The 16,611-nt window shown below is 75.4% G+C and carries 18 protein-coding genes; 5 read left to right on the top strand and 13 right to left on the bottom strand.

The features are described 5' to 3' along the window. Nucleotides 1–7 precede the first annotated feature (7 nt). From ACI79K_RS17720 to ACI79K_RS17710, 3 genes are all read right to left on the bottom strand, one after another. Complete coding sequence (locus tag ACI79K_RS17720) at nucleotides 8–370, bottom strand: DUF1330 domain-containing protein (protein ID WP_456589728.1); 363 nt, start codon at nucleotides 368–370, stop codon at nucleotides 8–10. Nucleotides 371–419: 49 nt separating this feature from the next. Continuing rightward, nucleotides 420–1,184 (bottom strand): SDR family oxidoreductase, encoded by a 765-nt coding sequence (locus ACI79K_RS17715; RefSeq protein WP_456589727.1) that lies wholly within the window; start codon nucleotides 1,182–1,184, stop codon nucleotides 420–422. A 72-nt stretch (nucleotides 1,185–1,256) separates the two neighbouring features. Beyond that, nucleotides 1,257–1,730, bottom strand: a complete 474-nt coding sequence (locus tag ACI79K_RS17710; protein ID WP_456600351.1) for a hypothetical protein — start codon at nucleotides 1,728–1,730, stop codon at nucleotides 1,257–1,259. Between the two features lie 186 nt (nucleotides 1,731–1,916). On the opposite strand from ACI79K_RS17710, the gene ACI79K_RS17705 reads away from it, so the two are divergent. Beyond that, nucleotides 1,917–2,789: an alpha/beta fold hydrolase gene (locus ACI79K_RS17705; RefSeq protein WP_456600350.1), complete on the top strand. Its 873-nt coding sequence runs from the start codon at nucleotides 1,917–1,919 to the stop codon at nucleotides 2,787–2,789. Nucleotides 2,790–2,799: 10 nt separating this feature from the next. Here ACI79K_RS17705 and ACI79K_RS17700 read toward each other — a convergent pair whose 3' ends face one another. The 6 genes from ACI79K_RS17700 to ACI79K_RS17675 form a co-directional block, all read right to left on the bottom strand. After that, nucleotides 2,800–4,428 (bottom strand): peptide chain release factor 3, encoded by a 1,629-nt coding sequence (locus ACI79K_RS17700; RefSeq protein WP_456600349.1) that lies wholly within the window; start codon nucleotides 4,426–4,428, stop codon nucleotides 2,800–2,802. Between the two features lie 126 nt (nucleotides 4,429–4,554). After that, on the bottom strand, nucleotides 4,555–6,132 hold the full coding sequence (locus ACI79K_RS17695) for a polyamine aminopropyltransferase (protein ID WP_456600348.1): 1,578 nt from the start codon (nucleotides 6,130–6,132) through the stop codon (nucleotides 4,555–4,557). A gap of 4 nt (nucleotides 6,133–6,136) precedes the next feature. Beyond that, nucleotides 6,137–6,601, bottom strand: a complete 465-nt coding sequence (locus ACI79K_RS17690; RefSeq protein ID WP_456589722.1) for a DUF350 domain-containing protein — start codon at nucleotides 6,599–6,601, stop codon at nucleotides 6,137–6,139. Between the two features lie 49 nt (nucleotides 6,602–6,650). Next, the gene (locus ACI79K_RS17685) at nucleotides 6,651–7,049 is read right to left on the bottom strand and encodes a DUF4247 domain-containing protein (protein WP_456589772.1); all 399 of its coding nucleotides are present in this window, start codon (nucleotides 7,047–7,049) and stop codon (nucleotides 6,651–6,653) included. A gap of 5 nt (nucleotides 7,050–7,054) precedes the next feature. Further along, nucleotides 7,055–7,564 (bottom strand): DUF2617 family protein, encoded by a 510-nt coding sequence (locus ACI79K_RS17680; RefSeq protein WP_456589721.1) that lies wholly within the window; start codon nucleotides 7,562–7,564, stop codon nucleotides 7,055–7,057. Next, nucleotides 7,561–8,175, bottom strand: a complete 615-nt coding sequence (locus ACI79K_RS17675; protein WP_456589720.1) for a DUF4178 domain-containing protein — start codon at nucleotides 8,173–8,175, stop codon at nucleotides 7,561–7,563. Before ACI79K_RS17675 ends, ACI79K_RS17680 begins: the two co-directional genes overlap by 4 nt. A gap of 66 nt (nucleotides 8,176–8,241) precedes the next feature. Here ACI79K_RS17675 and ACI79K_RS17670 point away from each other — a divergent pair, with 66 nt between their 5' ends. Continuing rightward, the gene (locus ACI79K_RS17670) at nucleotides 8,242–8,805 is read left to right on the top strand and encodes a sugar O-acetyltransferase (RefSeq protein ID WP_456589719.1); all 564 of its coding nucleotides are present in this window, start codon (nucleotides 8,242–8,244) and stop codon (nucleotides 8,803–8,805) included. Here ACI79K_RS17670 and ACI79K_RS17665 read toward each other — a convergent pair. Then, the gene (locus tag ACI79K_RS17665) at nucleotides 8,802–9,887 is read right to left on the bottom strand and encodes a glycosyltransferase family protein (protein ID WP_456600347.1); all 1,086 of its coding nucleotides are present in this window, start codon (nucleotides 9,885–9,887) and stop codon (nucleotides 8,802–8,804) included. The two genes, ACI79K_RS17670 and ACI79K_RS17665, sit on opposite strands and share 4 nt — an antisense overlap. Before the next feature lie 206 nt (nucleotides 9,888–10,093). Here ACI79K_RS17665 and ACI79K_RS17660 point away from each other — a divergent pair, with 206 nt between their 5' ends. Then, nucleotides 10,094–10,987 (top strand): ATP-grasp fold amidoligase family protein, encoded by an 894-nt coding sequence (locus ACI79K_RS17660; protein WP_456600346.1) that lies wholly within the window; start codon nucleotides 10,094–10,096, stop codon nucleotides 10,985–10,987. A 40-nt stretch (nucleotides 10,988–11,027) separates the two neighbouring features. On the opposite strand, the gene ACI79K_RS17655 is transcribed toward ACI79K_RS17660, so the two are convergent. Next, nucleotides 11,028–11,801, bottom strand: a complete 774-nt coding sequence (locus ACI79K_RS17655) for a DivIVA domain-containing protein (protein WP_456600345.1) — start codon at nucleotides 11,799–11,801, stop codon at nucleotides 11,028–11,030. Beyond that, the gene (locus tag ACI79K_RS17650) at nucleotides 11,798–12,937 is read right to left on the bottom strand and encodes a globin domain-containing protein (protein WP_456589715.1); all 1,140 of its coding nucleotides are present in this window, start codon (nucleotides 12,935–12,937) and stop codon (nucleotides 11,798–11,800) included. The genes ACI79K_RS17655 and ACI79K_RS17650 overlap by 4 nt, the downstream gene beginning before the upstream one ends. A gap of 236 nt (nucleotides 12,938–13,173) precedes the next feature. Here ACI79K_RS17650 and ACI79K_RS17645 point away from each other — a divergent pair, with 236 nt between their 5' ends. After that, nucleotides 13,174–14,163: an ATP-binding cassette domain-containing protein gene (locus tag ACI79K_RS17645; RefSeq protein ID WP_456600344.1), complete on the top strand. Its 990-nt coding sequence runs from the start codon at nucleotides 13,174–13,176 to the stop codon at nucleotides 14,161–14,163. Beyond that, nucleotides 14,160–14,993 (top strand): ABC transporter permease, encoded by an 834-nt coding sequence (locus ACI79K_RS17640; protein ID WP_456589713.1) that lies wholly within the window; start codon nucleotides 14,160–14,162, stop codon nucleotides 14,991–14,993. The genes ACI79K_RS17645 and ACI79K_RS17640 overlap by 4 nt, the downstream gene beginning before the upstream one ends. A 257-nt stretch (nucleotides 14,994–15,250) precedes the next feature. Here ACI79K_RS17640 and ACI79K_RS17635 read toward each other — a convergent pair whose 3' ends face one another. Further along, nucleotides 15,251–16,480 (bottom strand): MFS transporter, encoded by a 1,230-nt coding sequence (locus tag ACI79K_RS17635; RefSeq protein ID WP_456589712.1) that lies wholly within the window; start codon nucleotides 16,478–16,480, stop codon nucleotides 15,251–15,253. Between the last annotated feature and the right edge of the window lie 131 nt (nucleotides 16,481–16,611).

Here is a 16,611-nt window from a genome sequence, read left to right as displayed (position 1 = left end):
GATCCGGCTACCAGGCGGTGGTGGCCTGCAGCACGGCCTCGGTGAGGGCGCGGGTGCGCAGCTCCGTCACCCGCTGGTACTCGGGGTCGGCCACCATCTTGCTGAACGCCTCGCGCGAGGGGTAGCGCACCAGCAGCACCGCGTCCCAGGACTGCCCGTCCTCGGCCACCAGCGAGGTCGAGCCGTCGCCGGCGTAGAGCACCTCGCCGCCGTAGCGGGGGAGGAAGGTGCTGTTCAGCGCATCGGCGTACTGCGCGTAGAGCTCGCGGCCGCCCTCGGCGAACCGGAGCAGGTTGAGCATCACGACGGGCCCGCCGGGGTCCTCCTGCAGGTAGCGCTTCAGGTCCGTCCCGCGGGGGTCGATCGCCATGCCTGCAAGCTAGCAAGCGCGGCCGGTGGCCGGTGGCCGGCCGCCGCGGTCACGGCCAGCCCTGCTCGTGCAGCGGCGTCACCGTGACCTGGTTGAGCACCAGGTGGTCCGGGGCGCTGACCACCCACGCGACGAGGTCGGCGACGTGACCGGCCGGCAGAGCTTCGGTGGCCGGCTTCTCCGCGCCCTCGCGGCCGGTCGTGCGACGGTCCGCCGGATCCCACGCACCCCAGGACGTCGCCATCGCGCCGGGGTAGAGCACGCACGCCCGGATGCCGTGCTCCCGCCCCTCGGCGGCCAGCGACTGCGTCAAGCCGGTCAGGGCGAACTTCGAGGAGCAGTAGGCAGCCGCGTTCGCCCACCCGCGCAGCCCTGCGACCGACGAGATGTTCACGATCGTGCCCCCGCCGGCAGCACGCAGGTGCGGGAAGACGGCCTTGCTCAGCACGAAGGGGGCGCGCAGGTTGACCGCGAGGACACGGTCCCACTCTTCGACCGTCGTCTGCTCGACGGTCCCGGGGACGTCGGTGCCGGCGGCGTTGACCAGGACGTCCACCGATCCCCAGGCCGCGACGACCTCGTCGACGGCGGTCTGGGTCTCCGCCGCGTCGGCGAGGTCCACCGCTCGGCTGAGAGCCGTCCCACCCGCTCGCTCCACGTCGCGCTCGACGGCGGAGAGGTCACCGGCGTCGCGCGCGAGGAGGGCCACGCGGTACCCGTCCTTCGCCAGCCGGAGCGCCACCGCCCGCCCCAGCCCGCTGCTCGCCCCGGTGACCATCGCCACCCGCTGTCGTGCCGTTTCCGTGCCGGCCACCTGGTCTCCTGGATCCGCTGGGCGCCCGGGCGCACCAGCACGGCTGGGACGCGGGCGCACGAATGTCTCGGCTCAGCGCCGTCCGGCGGGATCGAGCAGCCGGTCGAAGACCGCCCCGGTGGCCTGCGCCTGGACGTACTTGTCCACCACGTCCACCACCAGGTCACGCCTCGACCACCGCGTGGGGTGGTAAAGCCCCAGGGCGGAGTTGAGCAGCACGTCACCGGGGTAGACGGCCGCGAAGACGGCGTGCACCGCTTGCTGGCCACGGGCTCCCCGGAGCGCGGCGACGCCGTAGGCGGCACCCCACATCGCTCCCAGCGAGAAGTGCGTGACCCAGTTCAGCCGCCGACGCCCCTGCGCGGTCTCCGGGTCGACGGGCAGCACCTTCTGGGCGAAGTCGGCCGGCGCGTAGCTCTCGCCCCGCCGGGTCAACGGCATCTCGACGAACTCCTGGAAGGCCGTCATGACGGCGGTGCCGGCGATGCCGGCGAGCACGCTCCGTCCCAGCACGCTGGCGGCCGACGGCTGTCTCGACGTTGGCATCCTCGGCGGCTACCCGCGGAGATCACGGGCACACCTCCGCCCGGGTGCGCGCCGCCCACCGGCATCCGGGGCGCGGCCCGCGGCTCCCGCCGGGAGCTGGGGCAGTGCGTCGGGTGCGGCCTCGCGCGTGGGCGCGGAGCCGGCCCGGACGGTGGGGTTCCGCCCGGCCCGGGTAGGGGCGCAGGCATGCAGAGCCGACCAGAACTCCGGGAGAGCAGCATCCGGCTCCGTGACGGCCGTACGCTCGCGTACGCGGAGCACGGCGACCCCGCGGGCCGGCCGGTGCTGGGCTGCCACGGGTCGCCCAGCTCCCGGCTGGAGCGGCACGTCGAGGACCCGGAGGACTACCGGCGGTGGGGCGTCCGGTTCATCGTCCCCGACCGTCCCGGCTTCGGGCGCTCGGACCCGCACCCCGGCCGCCGGGTCGCCGACTGGCCCGACGACGTCGCCCAGCTGCTGGACCACCTCGGCATCGAGCGGTGCGCGGTGCTCAGCCTCTCCGGCGGCGCCGCCTACGCGCTGGCCTGCGCGCACGCGCTGGGGGACCGCGTGTCGGCCGTCGGGATCCTCGGCGGCGCACCCCCGCCGGACGTGCCGTGGCCCTGGCCGCGCTGGATCCCCCGGCAGCTGCGGGCGGCCGTGCACCGTCCGGCCCGGCTGGCGGCCGTGCTGCGCCCGGTGCTCGCCCCGGTCGGGCTGCGGCCGCGGACGATCCCGCGCTACCTGCAGCTGCGGCTCAACGCGGCCGACCGGCGGGTGATCGGGCGCCCGGCCGTCCGGCGCATCCTCGCCGACACGTTCGCCGAGGGCCTGCGCAACGGCAGCGCGGTGCTGGCCGAGGACCGGGCCCTGCTGTTCCGGCCGTGGGGGTTCCCGCTGTCGGCCGTCCGCCAGCAGGTGCACTTGTGGCACGGCACGCAGGACTGGCAGGTCCCCGTCGTCCTCGGTCAGGTGCTCAGCGCGATGCTGCCCCGCTGCTCGGCGCACTGGCTGCCCGGGGAGGGGCACTTCTTCGTCTTCGACCGGGCCGAGGAGGTCTACGACGCGCTCCGGCCGTGAGCGGCCGGGCTCAGGCCAGCTGGGCGGCCACCAGCGGCTCGAGGGTCACCCGCGGGTGCCGCTGCTGCAGCATCCGCAGCGCCCACTTGTCGGGGAACAGCGCCAGCAGCTCGCCGCTGGTCCGCCGTACCACCTCGACGCCGCCGGAGGAGGCGATCAGCGGAAGGGACTCCTCGTCGGTTCGCATGGCCAGGCTGTAGGGCAGCCGGTCCAGGGCGACGGGGGCGTGGAACTCGTGCTCCATGCGGTGGGTGGCGACCTCGAACTGCATCGGCCCGACGACGGCCAGGACCGGGGATCCGTCGCCGCGGCGGTCCGAGCGCAGCACCTGGACGACGCCCTCGGAGTCCAGCTGCTCGATGCCCTTGCGGAACTGCTTGTGCTTGGCGGTGTCCTGGCTGCGGACGACGGCGAAGTGCTCCGGGGCGAAGGTGGTCAGCGGCGGGAAGGTGACGGGCCGCTCCACGTACAGGCTGTCGCCGACGCCCAGGGCCGAGGCGTTGACCAGCCCGACGACGTCACCGGGGTAGGCGGTCTCGATGCTCTCCCGCTCCCGGCCGAACACGTGCTGGGCGTACTTGGTGGTGAACGGGCGCCCGGTGCGGCCGTGGGTGACGACCATGCCGCGTTCGAACACCCCGCTGCAGACGCGGATGTAGGCGAGCCGGTCGCGGTGCGCGGCGTCCATGCCCGACTGCACCTTGAAGACGAAGGCGCTGAACGGCTCGTCCAGGCCGCGGACCACGCCCTCGGCGTCGGGCCGGCCCGACGGCGCGGGGGCGAGGTCGACCAGCGTGTCCAGCAGCGCACCGACGCCGAAGTTGGAGACCGCGGAGGCGAACAGCACCGGCGTGGTGACGCCGGAGAGGAACGAGTCCTGGTCGTGCTCGGCGCCGGTGGCCTCGAGCAGCTCGGCCTCCTCCTGCGCCTGCTGCCAGACGTCGCCCTCCTGGGCCGCGGCGTCGGCGGCGCTCAGCAGCTCCTCGGGCGCGATCGTCGCGCCGCCGGCGGTACGGGTGAAGCGGCGGAAGGTGCCGTCCCCGCGGTCGAGCACGCCGCGGAAGTCACCGGCGATGCCGACCGGCCAGGTGAGCGGCGTGGGGCTGAGTCCGGTCCGCTCGGCGATCTCGTCCATGAGCTCGAGGGCGTCCTTGCCGGGGCGGTCCCACTTGTTGACCACGGTGACGATCGGGATGCCGCGGTGCTTGCAGACGGCGAAGAGCTTCATCGTCTGGGTCTCGAGACCCTTCGCGGCGTCGATGAGCATGACCGCGGCGTCGACGGCGGTGAGCACCCGGTAGGTGTCCTCGGAGAAGTCGGCGTGCCCGGGCGTGTCGAGCAGGTTGATCACCGCGTCGCGGTACTCGAACTGCAGGGCCGCCGACGTGATGGAGATGCCGCGCGCCTTCTCCATGTCCATCCAGTCCGATACCGTGCCGCGGCGGCCGGCCTTGCCGTGCACCGCACCGGCCTGGCCGATGACGCGGGCGTGCAGGGCGAGGGCCTCGGTGAGCGTGGACTTGCCGGCGTCGGGGTGGCTGATCACGGCGAACGTGCGCCGGCGGGTGGCCTCGGCGAGGGCCGACTGTGCGGCCCGGCCGGCCTCGTGTCGTTCGGCTGCGTCGGTGACGGCGGCCACGGTGGCACTCTCCTCGTTCGGTCTGCGTCCGCGGCGGCCGGCCCTCGGGCGGCGTCCAGCGGGTCCGGGCAGGCGACCCGGACGAGCGGCCCGGAAGGGCGGCCCAGGAGAAGAACGCTACATGCGTCAGCCGACGTAGCCGCTGCGCATGTCGTCGACGATCCGCGGTCGGTCGAGGGTGGAGGGCTCCAGGTGCTGCGGGCGCCGGTCGGCCGGGAAGACGCCGGAGGCCGCCAGGACAGCGTCGTCGAGGAACCGCAGCGGCGGGGCGCCGGGGGAGAGGGCGAGCCCGGGCGGGGTCGCGCCGGGCTGCGCCAGGGCGAACCCCCAATCGCCGAAGCTCGGCACGTGCACGTGGTACGGCGTGGCCGCGAGCCCGGCGGCGTCGAGGGTCGAGACGGTGCGCCAGAAGGCGGTCGGCGTCGAGTAGGGGCTGCCGGACTGCACCGAGACCAGCCCGCCGGGCGCCAGGGCGGCGCCGACGAGCCCGTAGAACTCGGTCGAGTAGAGCCGGCCGAGCACCGGGGTGTCCGGGTCGGGCATGTCCACGATCACCGCGTCGAACCCCGCGGCGGCCGGGGAGCGCAGCCAGCGGAAGGCGTCGTCCAGCACGACGTCGACCCGCGGGTCGTCCAGCGCGCCGGCGTTGAGGTCGGCCAGCCGGGTCCGCGCCAGGTCGACGACCGCGGGGTCGAGCTCCACCTGCACGACCTCGCGGACGGTCGGGTGGCGCAGCACCTCGCGCGCGGCGAGGCCGTCCCCGCCGCCGAGGATCAGCACCCGCTCCGGGTCGCGGGCGAGCACCGGGTGGACGAGCGCCTCGGTGTAGCGGTGCTCGTCCCGGCTGGAGAACTGCAGGTCGCCGTCCAGGTACAGCCGGACGTCGTCGGCGCGCTCGGTGACCACGATCTCCTGGTAGTCCGAGCGCTGCGCGGCCACCACGGGGTCGGCGTAGAGCCGCTGCCGGGAGGTGGTCTCGATGTCACCGGCCCGGACGAGCAGCACCCCGAGGACGGCGGCCGCGGCGAGCAGCGCAGCCGTGGCGGTACGGCGGGCACGGGGGGTGAGCTCCCCGCGGAGGACGAAGGCGGCCACGACCGCGGCCGCCAGGAGGTTGAGCACCCCGGTCAGGGCCGCGCCCCGGATCTGGCCGGCCAGGGGCAGCAGCAGGAACGGCCAGGCCAGGCCGCCGAGCAGGGCGCCGGCGTAGTCGGCGGCGTTGAGGTCGGCGAGCAGCGTGCCCGAACCGCGTGCGTCGATGCCGCTGCGCCCGGACTGCAGCAGCGTCATGAGCAGCGGCACCTCGGCACCCACGAGGACCCCGATCACGGCGGTGCCGGTCACCAGGACGGCGCTGCTGGTCCCGTAGAAGGAGAACGAGACGTAGAGCGTCACCGCGCTCAGCCCACCCACGATGCCGAGCAGGATCTCCACGGCGACGAACGTCGCGGCGGCGTGCCCGAGGAACGGCTTCACCAGCAGCGCGCCCGCGCCGAGCGCCGCGACGAACCCGGCCACGATCAGGGAGGTCTGGGTGATCCCGCCGCCGGTGAGGCTCGCCGACAGCGTGAGCAGCACCAGCTCGTAGATCAGCCCGCACGCCGCGCAGACCGCGACGGCCGCCAGCAGCAGGGGGCGCGAGCGCACTCCGCCGCCCGCCGCGGCCGGCCCTGCCGCCGGCACGCCCCGTGCGGACGCCGTCACGGCCTCAGGACAGCGCGGCGGCGTTGACCGCGCCGATCGCGACCAGGCTGACGGCGACCGCCCAGGCCGATCCGCGCATCCGCGGCTGGTTCACCAGGGAGCGCAGGTCGGCGGGGATGACCGCGTCCAGCACCCGGAGCGCCAGGGCCTGCAGCAGCACGCCGATCAGGCCGTAGACCGCCGTGTCCACCAGTCCCTGGCCCAGGTTGTCGGCGCTGGTCATGATCGCCGTCACCACGATGATCGCCAGCGCGAGGTGGTTGGCGCCGAGCAGGATCGCCGCGTTCGGGTTGTGGTCGAGGTAGACCTGCGTGCGCAGGTTGCCCGGGGTGATGAGGTCCAGCGCGAGGAACCCGAGGGCGAGCACGCCCACCCCGATGACGAAGAACAGCAGCGTCCCGACGACGCCCTGGGTCAGCAGATCGGCGTCGACGTGGCCGAACTGCACGGCCTGGTAGGTCGTGCTCACGTGAGGTCGCTCCTGGTCTCGAGGGGAGTGGGGACGTGCAGGGCGGGGGTCACTTGGCGTCCCCGGGGCCGCCGCTGCCGCCCGTGCCGACGGGGGAGCCCGGCCGGAAGCCCGGCCCGAGGAAGGCGAAGAAGCCGCTGCGGTACCGCTCGTCGAGGTCCTCGACGCGCACGGTGCTCCCGTCCGCAGCGGGGCTGACGATCACGATGTCGTCGTCGTAGCGCAGGTACTCGTTCCCGCCGTCGGCCTGCCGTTCCGCCGGGGGGACGGCCTCGGTGATGGCCGCGGTCGTGGTGCCCACCGGATCGGGCGAGGCGTAGACCGCGGCGTTGCCGACGATCTCGGTCCGCTCGTAGGTGTCGTCCAGGAAGGCGCGGATGCGGGTACCGGTCCCGCAGCTGCTCAGGAGCAGGACGGCGGCCAGCGCGAGGGCCACCATCCGGGACATGTTTCTCACGGCGTCCACCTGGTCTGTGTCGTGACGACCTCGCCGGTGTCGCCGGCGGGGTAGAGGTGCCAGGTCCGCCACGCCCACCCGCCCCCGGCCAGGGGCCGCGCGGTGAGCGCGGTCAGGGCGCCGGCCGCCCCGGGGAAGGCGCCGCAGAGCCACGCCGGGTCCGCGCCGGCCCGGTCGCGCAGCCGCAGCGCGCTCACGTCCAGCTCGGCCCGGCTCACGGTGGTGACCGAGGAGGTGAGCGCGTAGCCGCCGGACCGGGTGCTCCGGGGCAGCGGGTCGCCGCCGGCGCCGACGGCGTCGCAGGAGACCTCCTCGGTCAGCCGGGAGCCGGGGACGGCGGCGGTGACCACGTGCGAGGCGCCGAGCACCCCCAGCGTGATGGAGCCACCCCGACCGTCGTCCAGCCGGAGCCGGGCGAGCGGCTCGGCCAGGGGCCCGTCGAGCACCAGGCCGAGCGCCGTCGCGGACACGTCGCGCGGCTCCACGTCCAGCACGTGCAGGCTCATGCGCCGGGGGTGCGGTGGTAGACGGTGAGCTCCCCGCGGCTGACGGCTCGGCCGGTGGAGACCTCCCAGGACTGGGTGGGTGCCCAGCGCTCGAAGGCCAGCAGCCCGGTCTTGTCCGCCGTGGCGTAGTCGGCGTACTCGACGGTGCCGCTCGGCGGGGTGCCGGTGGTGCCCTCGGCGGTGTAGGCGGCCCGGCCCCGCTCGATCTGGCGGTGCACCCGGTCGTCGAGGATCACGTCGCCGTCGGGGGTGAGGTTGGTGCCCTCCCGCCGCATCCACAGCGTCATCTCCAGCTCGCCCTCGTCGTCCTCGACGGTGAGCCAGCGGCGGCCGGTCGACCCGTCGAGCAGGTGCTCGCGCCAGGTCATCCCGCCCTCCTCGAGGACGATCGTGCCGCGGACCACGTGGTCGACGCCCGCGTACGTGATCACGTCACCGACGCCGATGGCGTGCGGGTCGTAGACGTCGGGCTCGTCGGCCAGGGGGTCGACGCGGGGCCGCGGTGCGGCGGCCCGGGCGAGGTTCCGCCGGCGCAGCACGAGGACCACCACGGCGAGCGCGGCGAGCGCCACGAGGACCACGACCAGGAGGACGAGCAGGACATCGGGCATCGCGGGCCTCCAGGCTCGGTACGGACCGGTCGAACCTATCGCGGCGGGCTGGCTAGCGTGGCGGGCATGGGCGGGATGAAGGACCGGATGCTGTCGGGCCGGCCCTACCGGCCCGACGACCCCGACCTCGCCACCGACGGCCGGCGGGCGGCGGCTCTGCTGGCCCGCTACAACGCCGAGTCCGACGGCGTGACCCGGCACACCCTGCTCACCGAGCTGCTGGGGTCGGTGGGCGGCGGCACGACGATCCGCTCGGACTTCCGCTGCGACTACGGCTACCGCATCTCCGTCGGCGCGTTCTGCTTCGTCAACTGGGGCGGGGTCTTCCTCGACGTCGGGCCCATCACCCTCGGGAACCACGTGCAGCTCGGCCCGGGGGTCCAGCTGCTGACCGCCGGCCACCCCGTGGACGCCGGGCTCCGCCGGGCCGGCTGGCAGCAGGGGGCGCCGATCACCCTGGGCGACGACGTCTGGCTCGGCGGTGGCGTGATCGTGCTGCCGGGCGTCACAGTCGGCGCGCGCACGGTCGTGGGAGCGGGCTCGGTGGTCACCCGTGACCTGCCACCGGACGTGGTGGCCGTCGGGAACCCCGCGCGCGTCGTCCGCTCGCTCGGCGCGGAGCGGCCCTAGACCGGAACCGGCGGGGAGACCGTGCCGGCCGGCCGGCCGGTCACCGCGGTCAGCCAGTCGTCGGTCCGGCGGGCCCAGGTGCGCCCCGCCGCCCAGGCCCGGCGCTCGTCGGCCCGGCCCGGTGGTTCCGTGGCGGCCGCGCGAAGCGCCTCGACCATCTCGTCGGCGCCGGAGACGACCGCCGTGTGCGGCGGCACCTCCCCGGAGTGCTCGAGGTGCCCGGCGGTCGCCACCACGGGCAGGCCCCGGGCGGAGTAGTCGTAGGTCTTCATCGACGACTGCCCCAGCGCCCGCGCCGCGACGTCGGGGACCAAGGCGACGCGGGCGGCGTCCAGCACGGCCGGCAGCCGGTCGCGGGGCGTCAGCCCTCGGTAGGTGAAGCGCCCGGGGAACTCGCCCTCGAGCGCGAGGAAGCGGGCGCGGGCCGGGGCCGAGCGCTCCGGGAACACCAGCTGGCCGTGCACGGCGAGGGTCCAGTCGGGCAGCGCGGTGAGCACGGCCCGGACCAGCTCGACGTCGAAGCGCTCCGCGACGCTGCCCACGTAGACGGCGTGCCGCTCCGCGCGGGGGGCGGAGCGTGGTGCGGTCAGCAGCGCCTCGTCGGTGCCGTTCGGCACGACGACCGGCCGCCGCCCCGGGAACAGCCCGGCGAGGACCGGGTTCACCACGACGATCTCGTCGGCCTCGTCGGCGATCCGGCGCAGCTGGGCCGGGACGTTGCGGGCGTGCGGGAGGAGCCGGGCCCAGTCGTCGGTGCAGTCGAAGACCACGCGGCCACCGAGGCCGCGGGTGGCCCGCCAGTCCCACGGCAGCATGAGGACGGTGACGTCCTCGGCCCAGCCCGAGCGGCGGAGGAAGGCGCGCAGGAGCGCGGCGTCCACCCGCTCGGACAGGGCTCCCCGGGAGCCGGGCAGGACCGTGGAGCGCTCGGTCACGGTGACGCCGTCGCAGACCTCGGCGAACCGCGCCGCGCGCAGGTGCCGCCACCAGTTCCCCGGGTCGGTGCGCACCCGGTGGGCGTCCGCCGGGACCTGGACGAAGCGGACGTCGCCGCCCCGGCGGACCAGCTCCCGGGCGATCATCTGCTCGCGGCGGATCGCAGGGTGCCAGGGGTCCTTCGCGACGAACCCGACCCGGGTGGCCGGTGCGGCTGGGGGGACGGGGTTCAGCGGGGGGCTCCTGCGGTGCGCACGACCCCCGACCCTAGGGCGCCGGGGCGCGGGCGGCTCGGCAGACTGGGCAGCCGGGAGCCGGGCGGAGCGCGGCGGGTCGAGGGGCGGTGCGTCGGGTGCTGGACAGGCTGCCCCGGGAGGTGTTCCGCAGGCTGCCGTTGCCGGCGAAGCGGGCGCTGCTCTTCCGGGAGGCGCACGGCCGGTTCCCCCGCCGCCCGCCGCGCACCTTCACCGAGAAGCTGAACTGGCGGGTGGTCCACGACCGCCGCCCGCTGATCGCGCAGCTCGGCGACAAGCTGGCGATGAAGGCGTACGCGGCCCGCGTCTGCCCGGAGGTGCGGGTGCCGCGCGTCCTCTGGGCGGGCACGGACGTCGCCGACCTGGCCGAGGTGCCGCTGCCCGAGCACTGGGTGCTCAAGCCCAACCACGGGACCATGCGGGTGCGGCTGGCCTCCGGACGGCCCGACGTCGCTGCCCTGCGGGAGGCCACCGCGGGCTGGCTGGACGAGCCGCTGTTCCCCACCCGCGGGGAGTGGGTGTACAGCCGGGCCCGGCGCCTGCTGCTCGTCGAGGAGTTCCTCGGGCGCCCCGGCGTCCCGCCCGCCGACCACAAGCTGCTGGTGTTCGGTGGCCGGGTGCGGCTGGTGCAGGTGGACACCGGCCGGTTCAGCGCTGGGCATCGGCGCCGGCTCTACACCGCGGAGTGGTCGCCGTTGCCGTTCGTCGACCCGGGGATGGCCCTGGGACCGGCCGACCCGCCGCCGGCGAGCTACCCGGCGATGCGGGCGGTGGCGGAGGCGCTCGGCCGGGAGTTCGACTTCGTGCGCGTGGACCTCTACGACGTCGACGGCGAGCTCTGGTTCGGCGAGCTGACCCCGTACCCCGGCGGCGGGCTGGACCGGCTGCACCCCGTGGTGGACCGGGCGCTGGGCGCCTGCTGGGACCTGCCGCCGCGAGCGGCCGTCCGTGCGCCCCGGAGGAGCCGCCGCGGCACGCCGCCCGCGCCGTGACCGCGCACCGCGGGCGGCCCGCCGGCCGGGCAGTGGCGGGTCAGGAGCCGGAGGCGGGGGCGCCCGCGGGCGCCGTCCGGCTCTCGGCGTCCTCCTCCGACCGCGCCGTGCTCCCGGCGCTGTTGGAGTGGAAGGCGGTGCGCTGCGGCGCGGGGCCCGGTCGCCGGCCCGGCTCCGCGGCGGCGAGCGCCTCCGGGGCCAGCGCCGGGTCGACGCGGCCCCACTCGGTCTCGACGTCGGTGAGCAGGGCCTCCAGGTAGGCCCGCAGCTGCGCCCGGCAGGCCTGGGCGAACGCCCTGAGGAACGCCACCTGCTCCTCGAGCTCGGCGGCGGTCCGCTGCCCGGCGGCGTCGCCGCCGCCGTCCCCGGTGGTGCCCCCGGTGAGCCGGGCGGCCGCCTCCTGCGCCGCCTGCATGATCGCGCCGGCGTTCTCGCGCGCCAGCCGTAGCTGCTCCTCGTACTGGTCGCGGGCCTCGGCGGTCATCTGCCGGCTGAAGTCCTCCGCCTCGGCGACGTACTCGTCCGCCGTCTGCTGGGCGCTGGCGAGGATGCGGACCGCCTGCTCGCTGGGGGGCTCGGGCACGGTGATGCCGTCCAGGCGCTGCTGCAGCTCCGCCACCTGCCGGTGCAGCCGCTCCCGCTCGCCGACCAGGGTGCTCACCTCCGCGGCCACCAGCTCCTGGAAGCGGTCGACCTGCCCCTGGTCGTACCCCGGGTGCAGCATCGTGCCCGCGGCGAACCGCGCCCCCCGGATCTGCTCGGGCGTGAGCCGCCGAGCGTTCCCTCCGGTCCCGGACGTCTCGGTGGTGGTCATTCGGTCACCTTCCCCTCGGCACTGGGCCCCGGTCGGCTGGGGGCGAACACCTCGCTGCGCACCCGTTCCCGCGGCACGCCGTGCTGCAGGAGGCCGCTGACGGTCGCCTCCACCATGGGCGCCGGGCCGGCCACGAACACCTCCCGGCTGAGCCACGGACCGTGCCGGAGGACGACGTCACCGACGTCCCCCTGCTCCAGGCCCGACAGGTCGTCGTCGGACACCGCGTAGGTCACGCCGAGCCACGGGTGGGCCGCCCGCAGCTCGTCCAGGGCGGCGCGGTCGTGGAGCTGGTCCTCGGTGCGGGCGCCGACGAACAGGTCCACCCGGCGGGCGGGCCCCTGCCGGGCCACCTGGTCGACCAGGGCCTTCAGCGGCGCCAGCCCCATGCCGCCGGCGACGAGCAGGAGGTCGCGGTCGGAGTCGCCGGCCAGCGTGAGGTCGCCCAGCGGGGGGCCCAGCCGCAGCAGGTCGCCCTCCTCGGTGCTGCGGACGAGCGCGGTGCTGACCGGTCCGCCGGGGCGGGCCTTCACGTGCAGCTCCAGGGTGCCGTCGTCCCGGGGGGCGTTGGCGGGGGAGTAGTACCGCCACAGCCGCGGCCGGCGGTCGATCTCCAGGGACAGCGACTGGCCGGCCAGGTAGTTGACCGGCACCTCGGGCCGCACCTGGAGCACCGCCACGTCGATGGCGCGGCGCTCGTGGGACACGACCTCGGCCCGCCAGGTGGCCGGCTGGTCGCCGGACTCCTCGGCACCCTGGATCATCACCGAGGCGACGAGCTCGTAGGCCTCGGTCCAGGTGCGGGCGCGGTGCTCGTCCCACTCGTCGTCGAAGTGCTCGAGCGTCGCGAGCAGGCTGGGCATCACCGCGGGGTAGTGCGCCGGCAGCGTGCCGAACTTGCGGTGGTCGTGGCCGAGCTGCTTGAGGATCGGGACCAGCGCGTCGAGGTCGTCGACGTGCGACACCACCTCGCCCAGCGCGTGGAAGAACCGGTCGCGCTGGTGGGCCATGGACACCGGGAACATCGCCCGCGTCTCGGGGTGGCTCAGGAACAGGTGCGAGTAGAAGTACAGCGGTGCCTCGTCGCCGGTCGCCGCCGCCTTGGCGAAGCTCGCCCGCATCGCGGCGATGTCCATGCGTGCCTCCTCGCGGCGGGGTCCGGCCGGCTACCTGGCGCGGCATCGGCTCCGGTGCGCGACGACGCCTGCGCGCTCCGCCGTCCCCTTCCCCGGTGCACGCTGCGTCACACGGGCACCGGCGAGGTTTCTGCCCGCCGGCCGGCGGGGCCGCGGAAAAGTCGTTCGCCGCCGATGAGATATCCGGGGAGAGTCCGTCTGCACCACGACGACACCGACCCCAGGGTGAGGTACCCATGCCGCAGCACGCACCGCTGGCCGTGGAGGCGACGGCGCTGGTCAAGACCTACGGGGAGACCCAGGCGGTGGGCGGGCTGGACCTCGCCGTGCCGGCCGGGAGCATCTACGGCGTCCTGGGGCCCAACGGGGCGGGGAAGACGACCACCATCCGGATGCTGGCCACGCTCGTCCGCCCCGACTCGGGCAGCGCCCGGGTGCTCGGGTACGACGTCGTCGCGGAGGCCGACGCGGTGCGCGCGCAGGTGAGCCTGACCGGGCAGCTCGCGTCGGTCGACGAGGAGCTGACCGGGCGGGAGAACCTGGTGCTGCTCGGCCGGCTCCTCGGGCTGTCCCGCCCCGGGGCCCGGGCGCGGGCCGACGAGCTGCTGGACGCCTTCGGCATCGCCGCGGCCGCGGGCAAGCTGGTGAAGCACTACTCCGGGGGGATGCGGCGCCGGCTGGACATCGCGGCCAGCATCGTGGTCACCCCGCGGCTGATGTTCCTCGACGAGCCGACCACCGGGCTGGACCCGCGGTCACGCAACCAGGTGTGGGAGATCGCCCGCGCGCTCGTGGCCGAGGGGACCACGATCCTGCTCTGCACGCAGTACCTGGAGGAGGCCGACCAGCTCGCCGACGGGATCGCGGTGATCGACCGGGGGCGGGTGATCGCCGAGGGGACCCCGGCCCAGCTGAAGGCGTCGGTCGGCACCGGGGCGCTGCACGTGCGGCTGCTCGACCCGGCCCGGCGCGCCGAGGCGGCCGCGGTCCTCGAGAGCGCGCTCGGCTCGGTCGCCCTGGAGCCGGACCCGGCGGCGCTGTCGGCCACCTGCCCCGACTCCGCCCGGGCCGCCGCCGGCGTGGCCGAGCTGGCGCGGACCGGCATCGGCATCGCCCACTTCTCCCTCGACCAGCCCAGCCTGGACGAGGTCTTCCTCGCCCTGACCGGCCGCGGCGCCGAGGACCCACCCGGAGCGGCACCGACCCTCGAGGAGCGGACGTCATGAGCACGGCGACCACGACCACCGACGCCGACGCCGCGGCCGTCCGCCGGGCGATCGCCGGCCGCGAGCGGCCCCCGCGGCCCGGACCGCTGTCGGCGGCCCTCACGTTCGGCTGGCGGGGGATGCTCAAGGTCAAGCACGTCCCCGAGCAGCTGCTCGACGTGACCGTGACGCCGGTGATGTTCCTGCTGATGTTCACGTACCTCTTCGGCGGCGCCATCGCGGGCTCCACCAGCGCCTACCTGGACTACACGCTGCCCGGCCTGCTGGTCATGTCGGTGCTCTTCACGACGGTCTACTCCGGCGTCTCGCTCAACACCGACCTGACCAAGGGCGTCGTCGACCGCTTCCGGTCGCTGCCGATCTGGCGGCCCGCGCCGCTGCTGGGCTCGCTGCTCGGGGACAGCGTCCGGTACGTCGTGGCGGGCACGGTGATCATCGTCGTCGGCGTGCTGCTGGGCTACCGCCCGGACGCGGGGGTGGCGGGCGCCGTGGCGGCGCTGGCCCTGGTGGTGGTCTTCTCGTTCGGGCTGTCGTGGGCCTTCTCGGTGCTCGGCCTGCTGATGCGCAGCCCGAACGCCGTGATGAACGCCGGGTTCATGAGCATCTTCCCGCTGACGTTTCTCTCCAACGTGTTCGTCGACCCGGCCACCCTGCCCGGGCCGCTGCAGGCGTTCGTCGACGTCAACCCGATCTCGGTGCTGGCCACGGCGTGCCGCTCGCTGATGGACGGCACGCCGGATGGCGTCGCGATCGGCGTCTCGCTGGCGGTGGCCGCCGCGCTGGCCGCGGTCTTCCTCCCGCTGACCACCCGGCTGTACCGCAGCCGCTGACGCCCGGTTCCCGCCGACGACCCCGCCCGGTTCCCGCCGTCCACGCCGGTGCTCGTGAGCCCGGCCCGGGAGCTCGGGCAGGTGCCCTCTGCATCACTCGTGCCCTGCCCACAGGAGTGGGCAGGGCACGAGTCATGCTGAGATCACCGGGCCGGGAGGCGCGGAGCGGACGGCGCCTGCCGGCAACCGGTGAACCTCGGCGACGAAGCGGCCGGGGTGGATCAACGGCTCGTCCTCACCGCCGTCGGGATCCGGGGTCAGGCGGCCGGCGTCGCCGCCGGCGCCGGGGCGGGCGCGGTCCTCGGGATGGCCAGCCCACCGAGGAGCCCGGCCGCGAGCACCGCGGTGCTCACCCCGAACGCCACCTGGAAGCCGGCCACGTCGGTGAGCCAGCCGGCGATCAGGGGCCCGGCGATGGCACCCAGGTCCGCCGACATCTGGAACACCGCGACGACCCGGCCGCCCCGCCCGGCGCTCAGGTCGCCGACCAGGGCCGCCGGGGCGCTGGCGAGCAGCGAGGCGGCGAGCCCGAAGACGGCCATGGACAGCAGGAAGGCCCAGAGGACGGGCGGCAGGACCAGCACCGCCATGGCCGCCGTCGCCAGCGCCGCGCCCACGATCAGCGAAGGCCGGCGTCCCCAGCCGTCCACCAGTCGGCCGGATCGGAGCAGGCCGAGCGCCTGCGCGACCGAGCCGACGAGCAGCCCGGCCCCCGCCCAGGCCACGGTCCGGCCCAGCTCCTCGGTGACGTAGAGCGGCACCAGGGAGTTGCGGACGCCGAACAGCACCCAGCCGACGCCGAAGTTGGCCAGCAGCGCGGCCAGGTAGACCCGCGAGCGCAGCGCGCTGCCCAGCCGGACCGGGCCGGCGTCGAGGTCGGGGCCGGCGGCGTCACCCGCCGGGGGCGCGGCCGGGTCGGGCTCGGCGGTGCGCAGCAGCGCGACGCCCACCGCACCGGCCACCAGCAGGAACCCGGCGTAGAGGAAGAACGGCAGCCGGGGGGAGAGCTCCGCCAGCAGCCCGCCGGCGGCCGGCCCGGCGATGCCGCCGAGGATGAAGCCGCCCTGCCAGGTGGCCGCGGCCCGCCCGCGGTGCGACGGCGGGGCCACCCGCAGCAGCAGCGAGAGCGCCGCGACGGTGAACATGGCGCTGCCGATCCCGCCGGCGGCCCGCAGCCCGAGGAAGAGCGGGAAGGACCCGGCCAGCCCGGCGAGACCGGTGGTGACGGCGACGACCACCAGCCCGGAGGCGAGCACGAGCCGCTCGCCGAACCGCTCGACCAGGGTGCCGCCGCTGAAGGCGGAGACGAAGCGGAAGAACGCGAAGGCGCTGACCGCCAGCCCGACGGCGGTGGTCCCGACCCCGAAGTTGCGGGCGAACAGGGGGATCGCCGGGGCGACGATGCCGAAGCCGAGCGCCACGACGAAGGCGATGACCGCCAGGACTCTGACCTCGCGGGGCAGCTCGCCCCGTGTCCCCACCCGCACGAGAGGCGATCGTCGCACGTGCGGTGGCCCGACACGCACGAGACACCCGGGCGCGGGGGGGGGGGGGGGGGGGGGGGGGGGGGGGGGGGGGGGGGGCGGGGGGGGGGGGGGGGGGGGGGGGGGGGGGGGGG

Source organism: Blastococcus sp. SYSU DS0616 (genome assembly GCF_054051015.1).
This window is presented reverse-complemented; position numbering and strand designations above follow the sequence as displayed.

What these genes read in the sequence shown, in the direction of transcription:
- ACI79K_RS17720 (WP_456589728.1), bottom strand. Translation starts at nt 370, where the DNA reads ATGGCGATCGACCCCCGCGGGACGGACCTGAAGCGCTACCTGCAGGAG.
- ACI79K_RS17710 (WP_456600351.1), bottom strand. Translation starts at nt 1,730, where the DNA reads ATGCCAACGTCGAGACAGCCGTCGGCCGCCAGCGTGCTGGGACGGAGC.
- ACI79K_RS17705 (WP_456600350.1), top strand. Translation starts at nt 1,917, where the DNA reads ATGCAGAGCCGACCAGAACTCCGGGAGAGCAGCATCCGGCTCCGTGAC.
- ACI79K_RS17685 (WP_456589772.1), bottom strand. Translation starts at nt 7,049, where the DNA reads ATGTCCCGGATGGTGGCCCTCGCGCTGGCCGCCGTCCTGCTCCTGAGC.
- ACI79K_RS17680 (WP_456589721.1), bottom strand. Translation starts at nt 7,564, where the DNA reads ATGAGCCTGCACGTGCTGGACGTGGAGCCGCGCGACGTGTCCGCGACG.
- ACI79K_RS17675 (WP_456589720.1), bottom strand. Translation starts at nt 8,175, where the DNA reads ATGCCCGATGTCCTGCTCGTCCTCCTGGTCGTGGTCCTCGTGGCGCTC.
- ACI79K_RS17670 (WP_456589719.1), top strand. Translation starts at nt 8,242, where the DNA reads ATGGGCGGGATGAAGGACCGGATGCTGTCGGGCCGGCCCTACCGGCCC.
- ACI79K_RS17665 (WP_456600347.1), bottom strand. Translation starts at nt 9,887, where the DNA reads ATGATCGCCCGGGAGCTGGTCCGCCGGGGCGGCGACGTCCGCTTCGTC.
- ACI79K_RS17655 (WP_456600345.1), bottom strand. Translation starts at nt 11,801, where the DNA reads ATGACCACCACCGAGACGTCCGGGACCGGAGGGAACGCTCGGCGGCTC.
- ACI79K_RS17650 (WP_456589715.1), bottom strand. Translation starts at nt 12,937, where the DNA reads ATGGACATCGCCGCGATGCGGGCGAGCTTCGCCAAGGCGGCGGCGACC.
- ACI79K_RS17645 (WP_456600344.1), top strand. Translation starts at nt 13,174, where the DNA reads ATGCCGCAGCACGCACCGCTGGCCGTGGAGGCGACGGCGCTGGTCAAG.
- ACI79K_RS17640 (WP_456589713.1), top strand. Translation starts at nt 14,160, where the DNA reads ATGAGCACGGCGACCACGACCACCGACGCCGACGCCGCGGCCGTCCGC.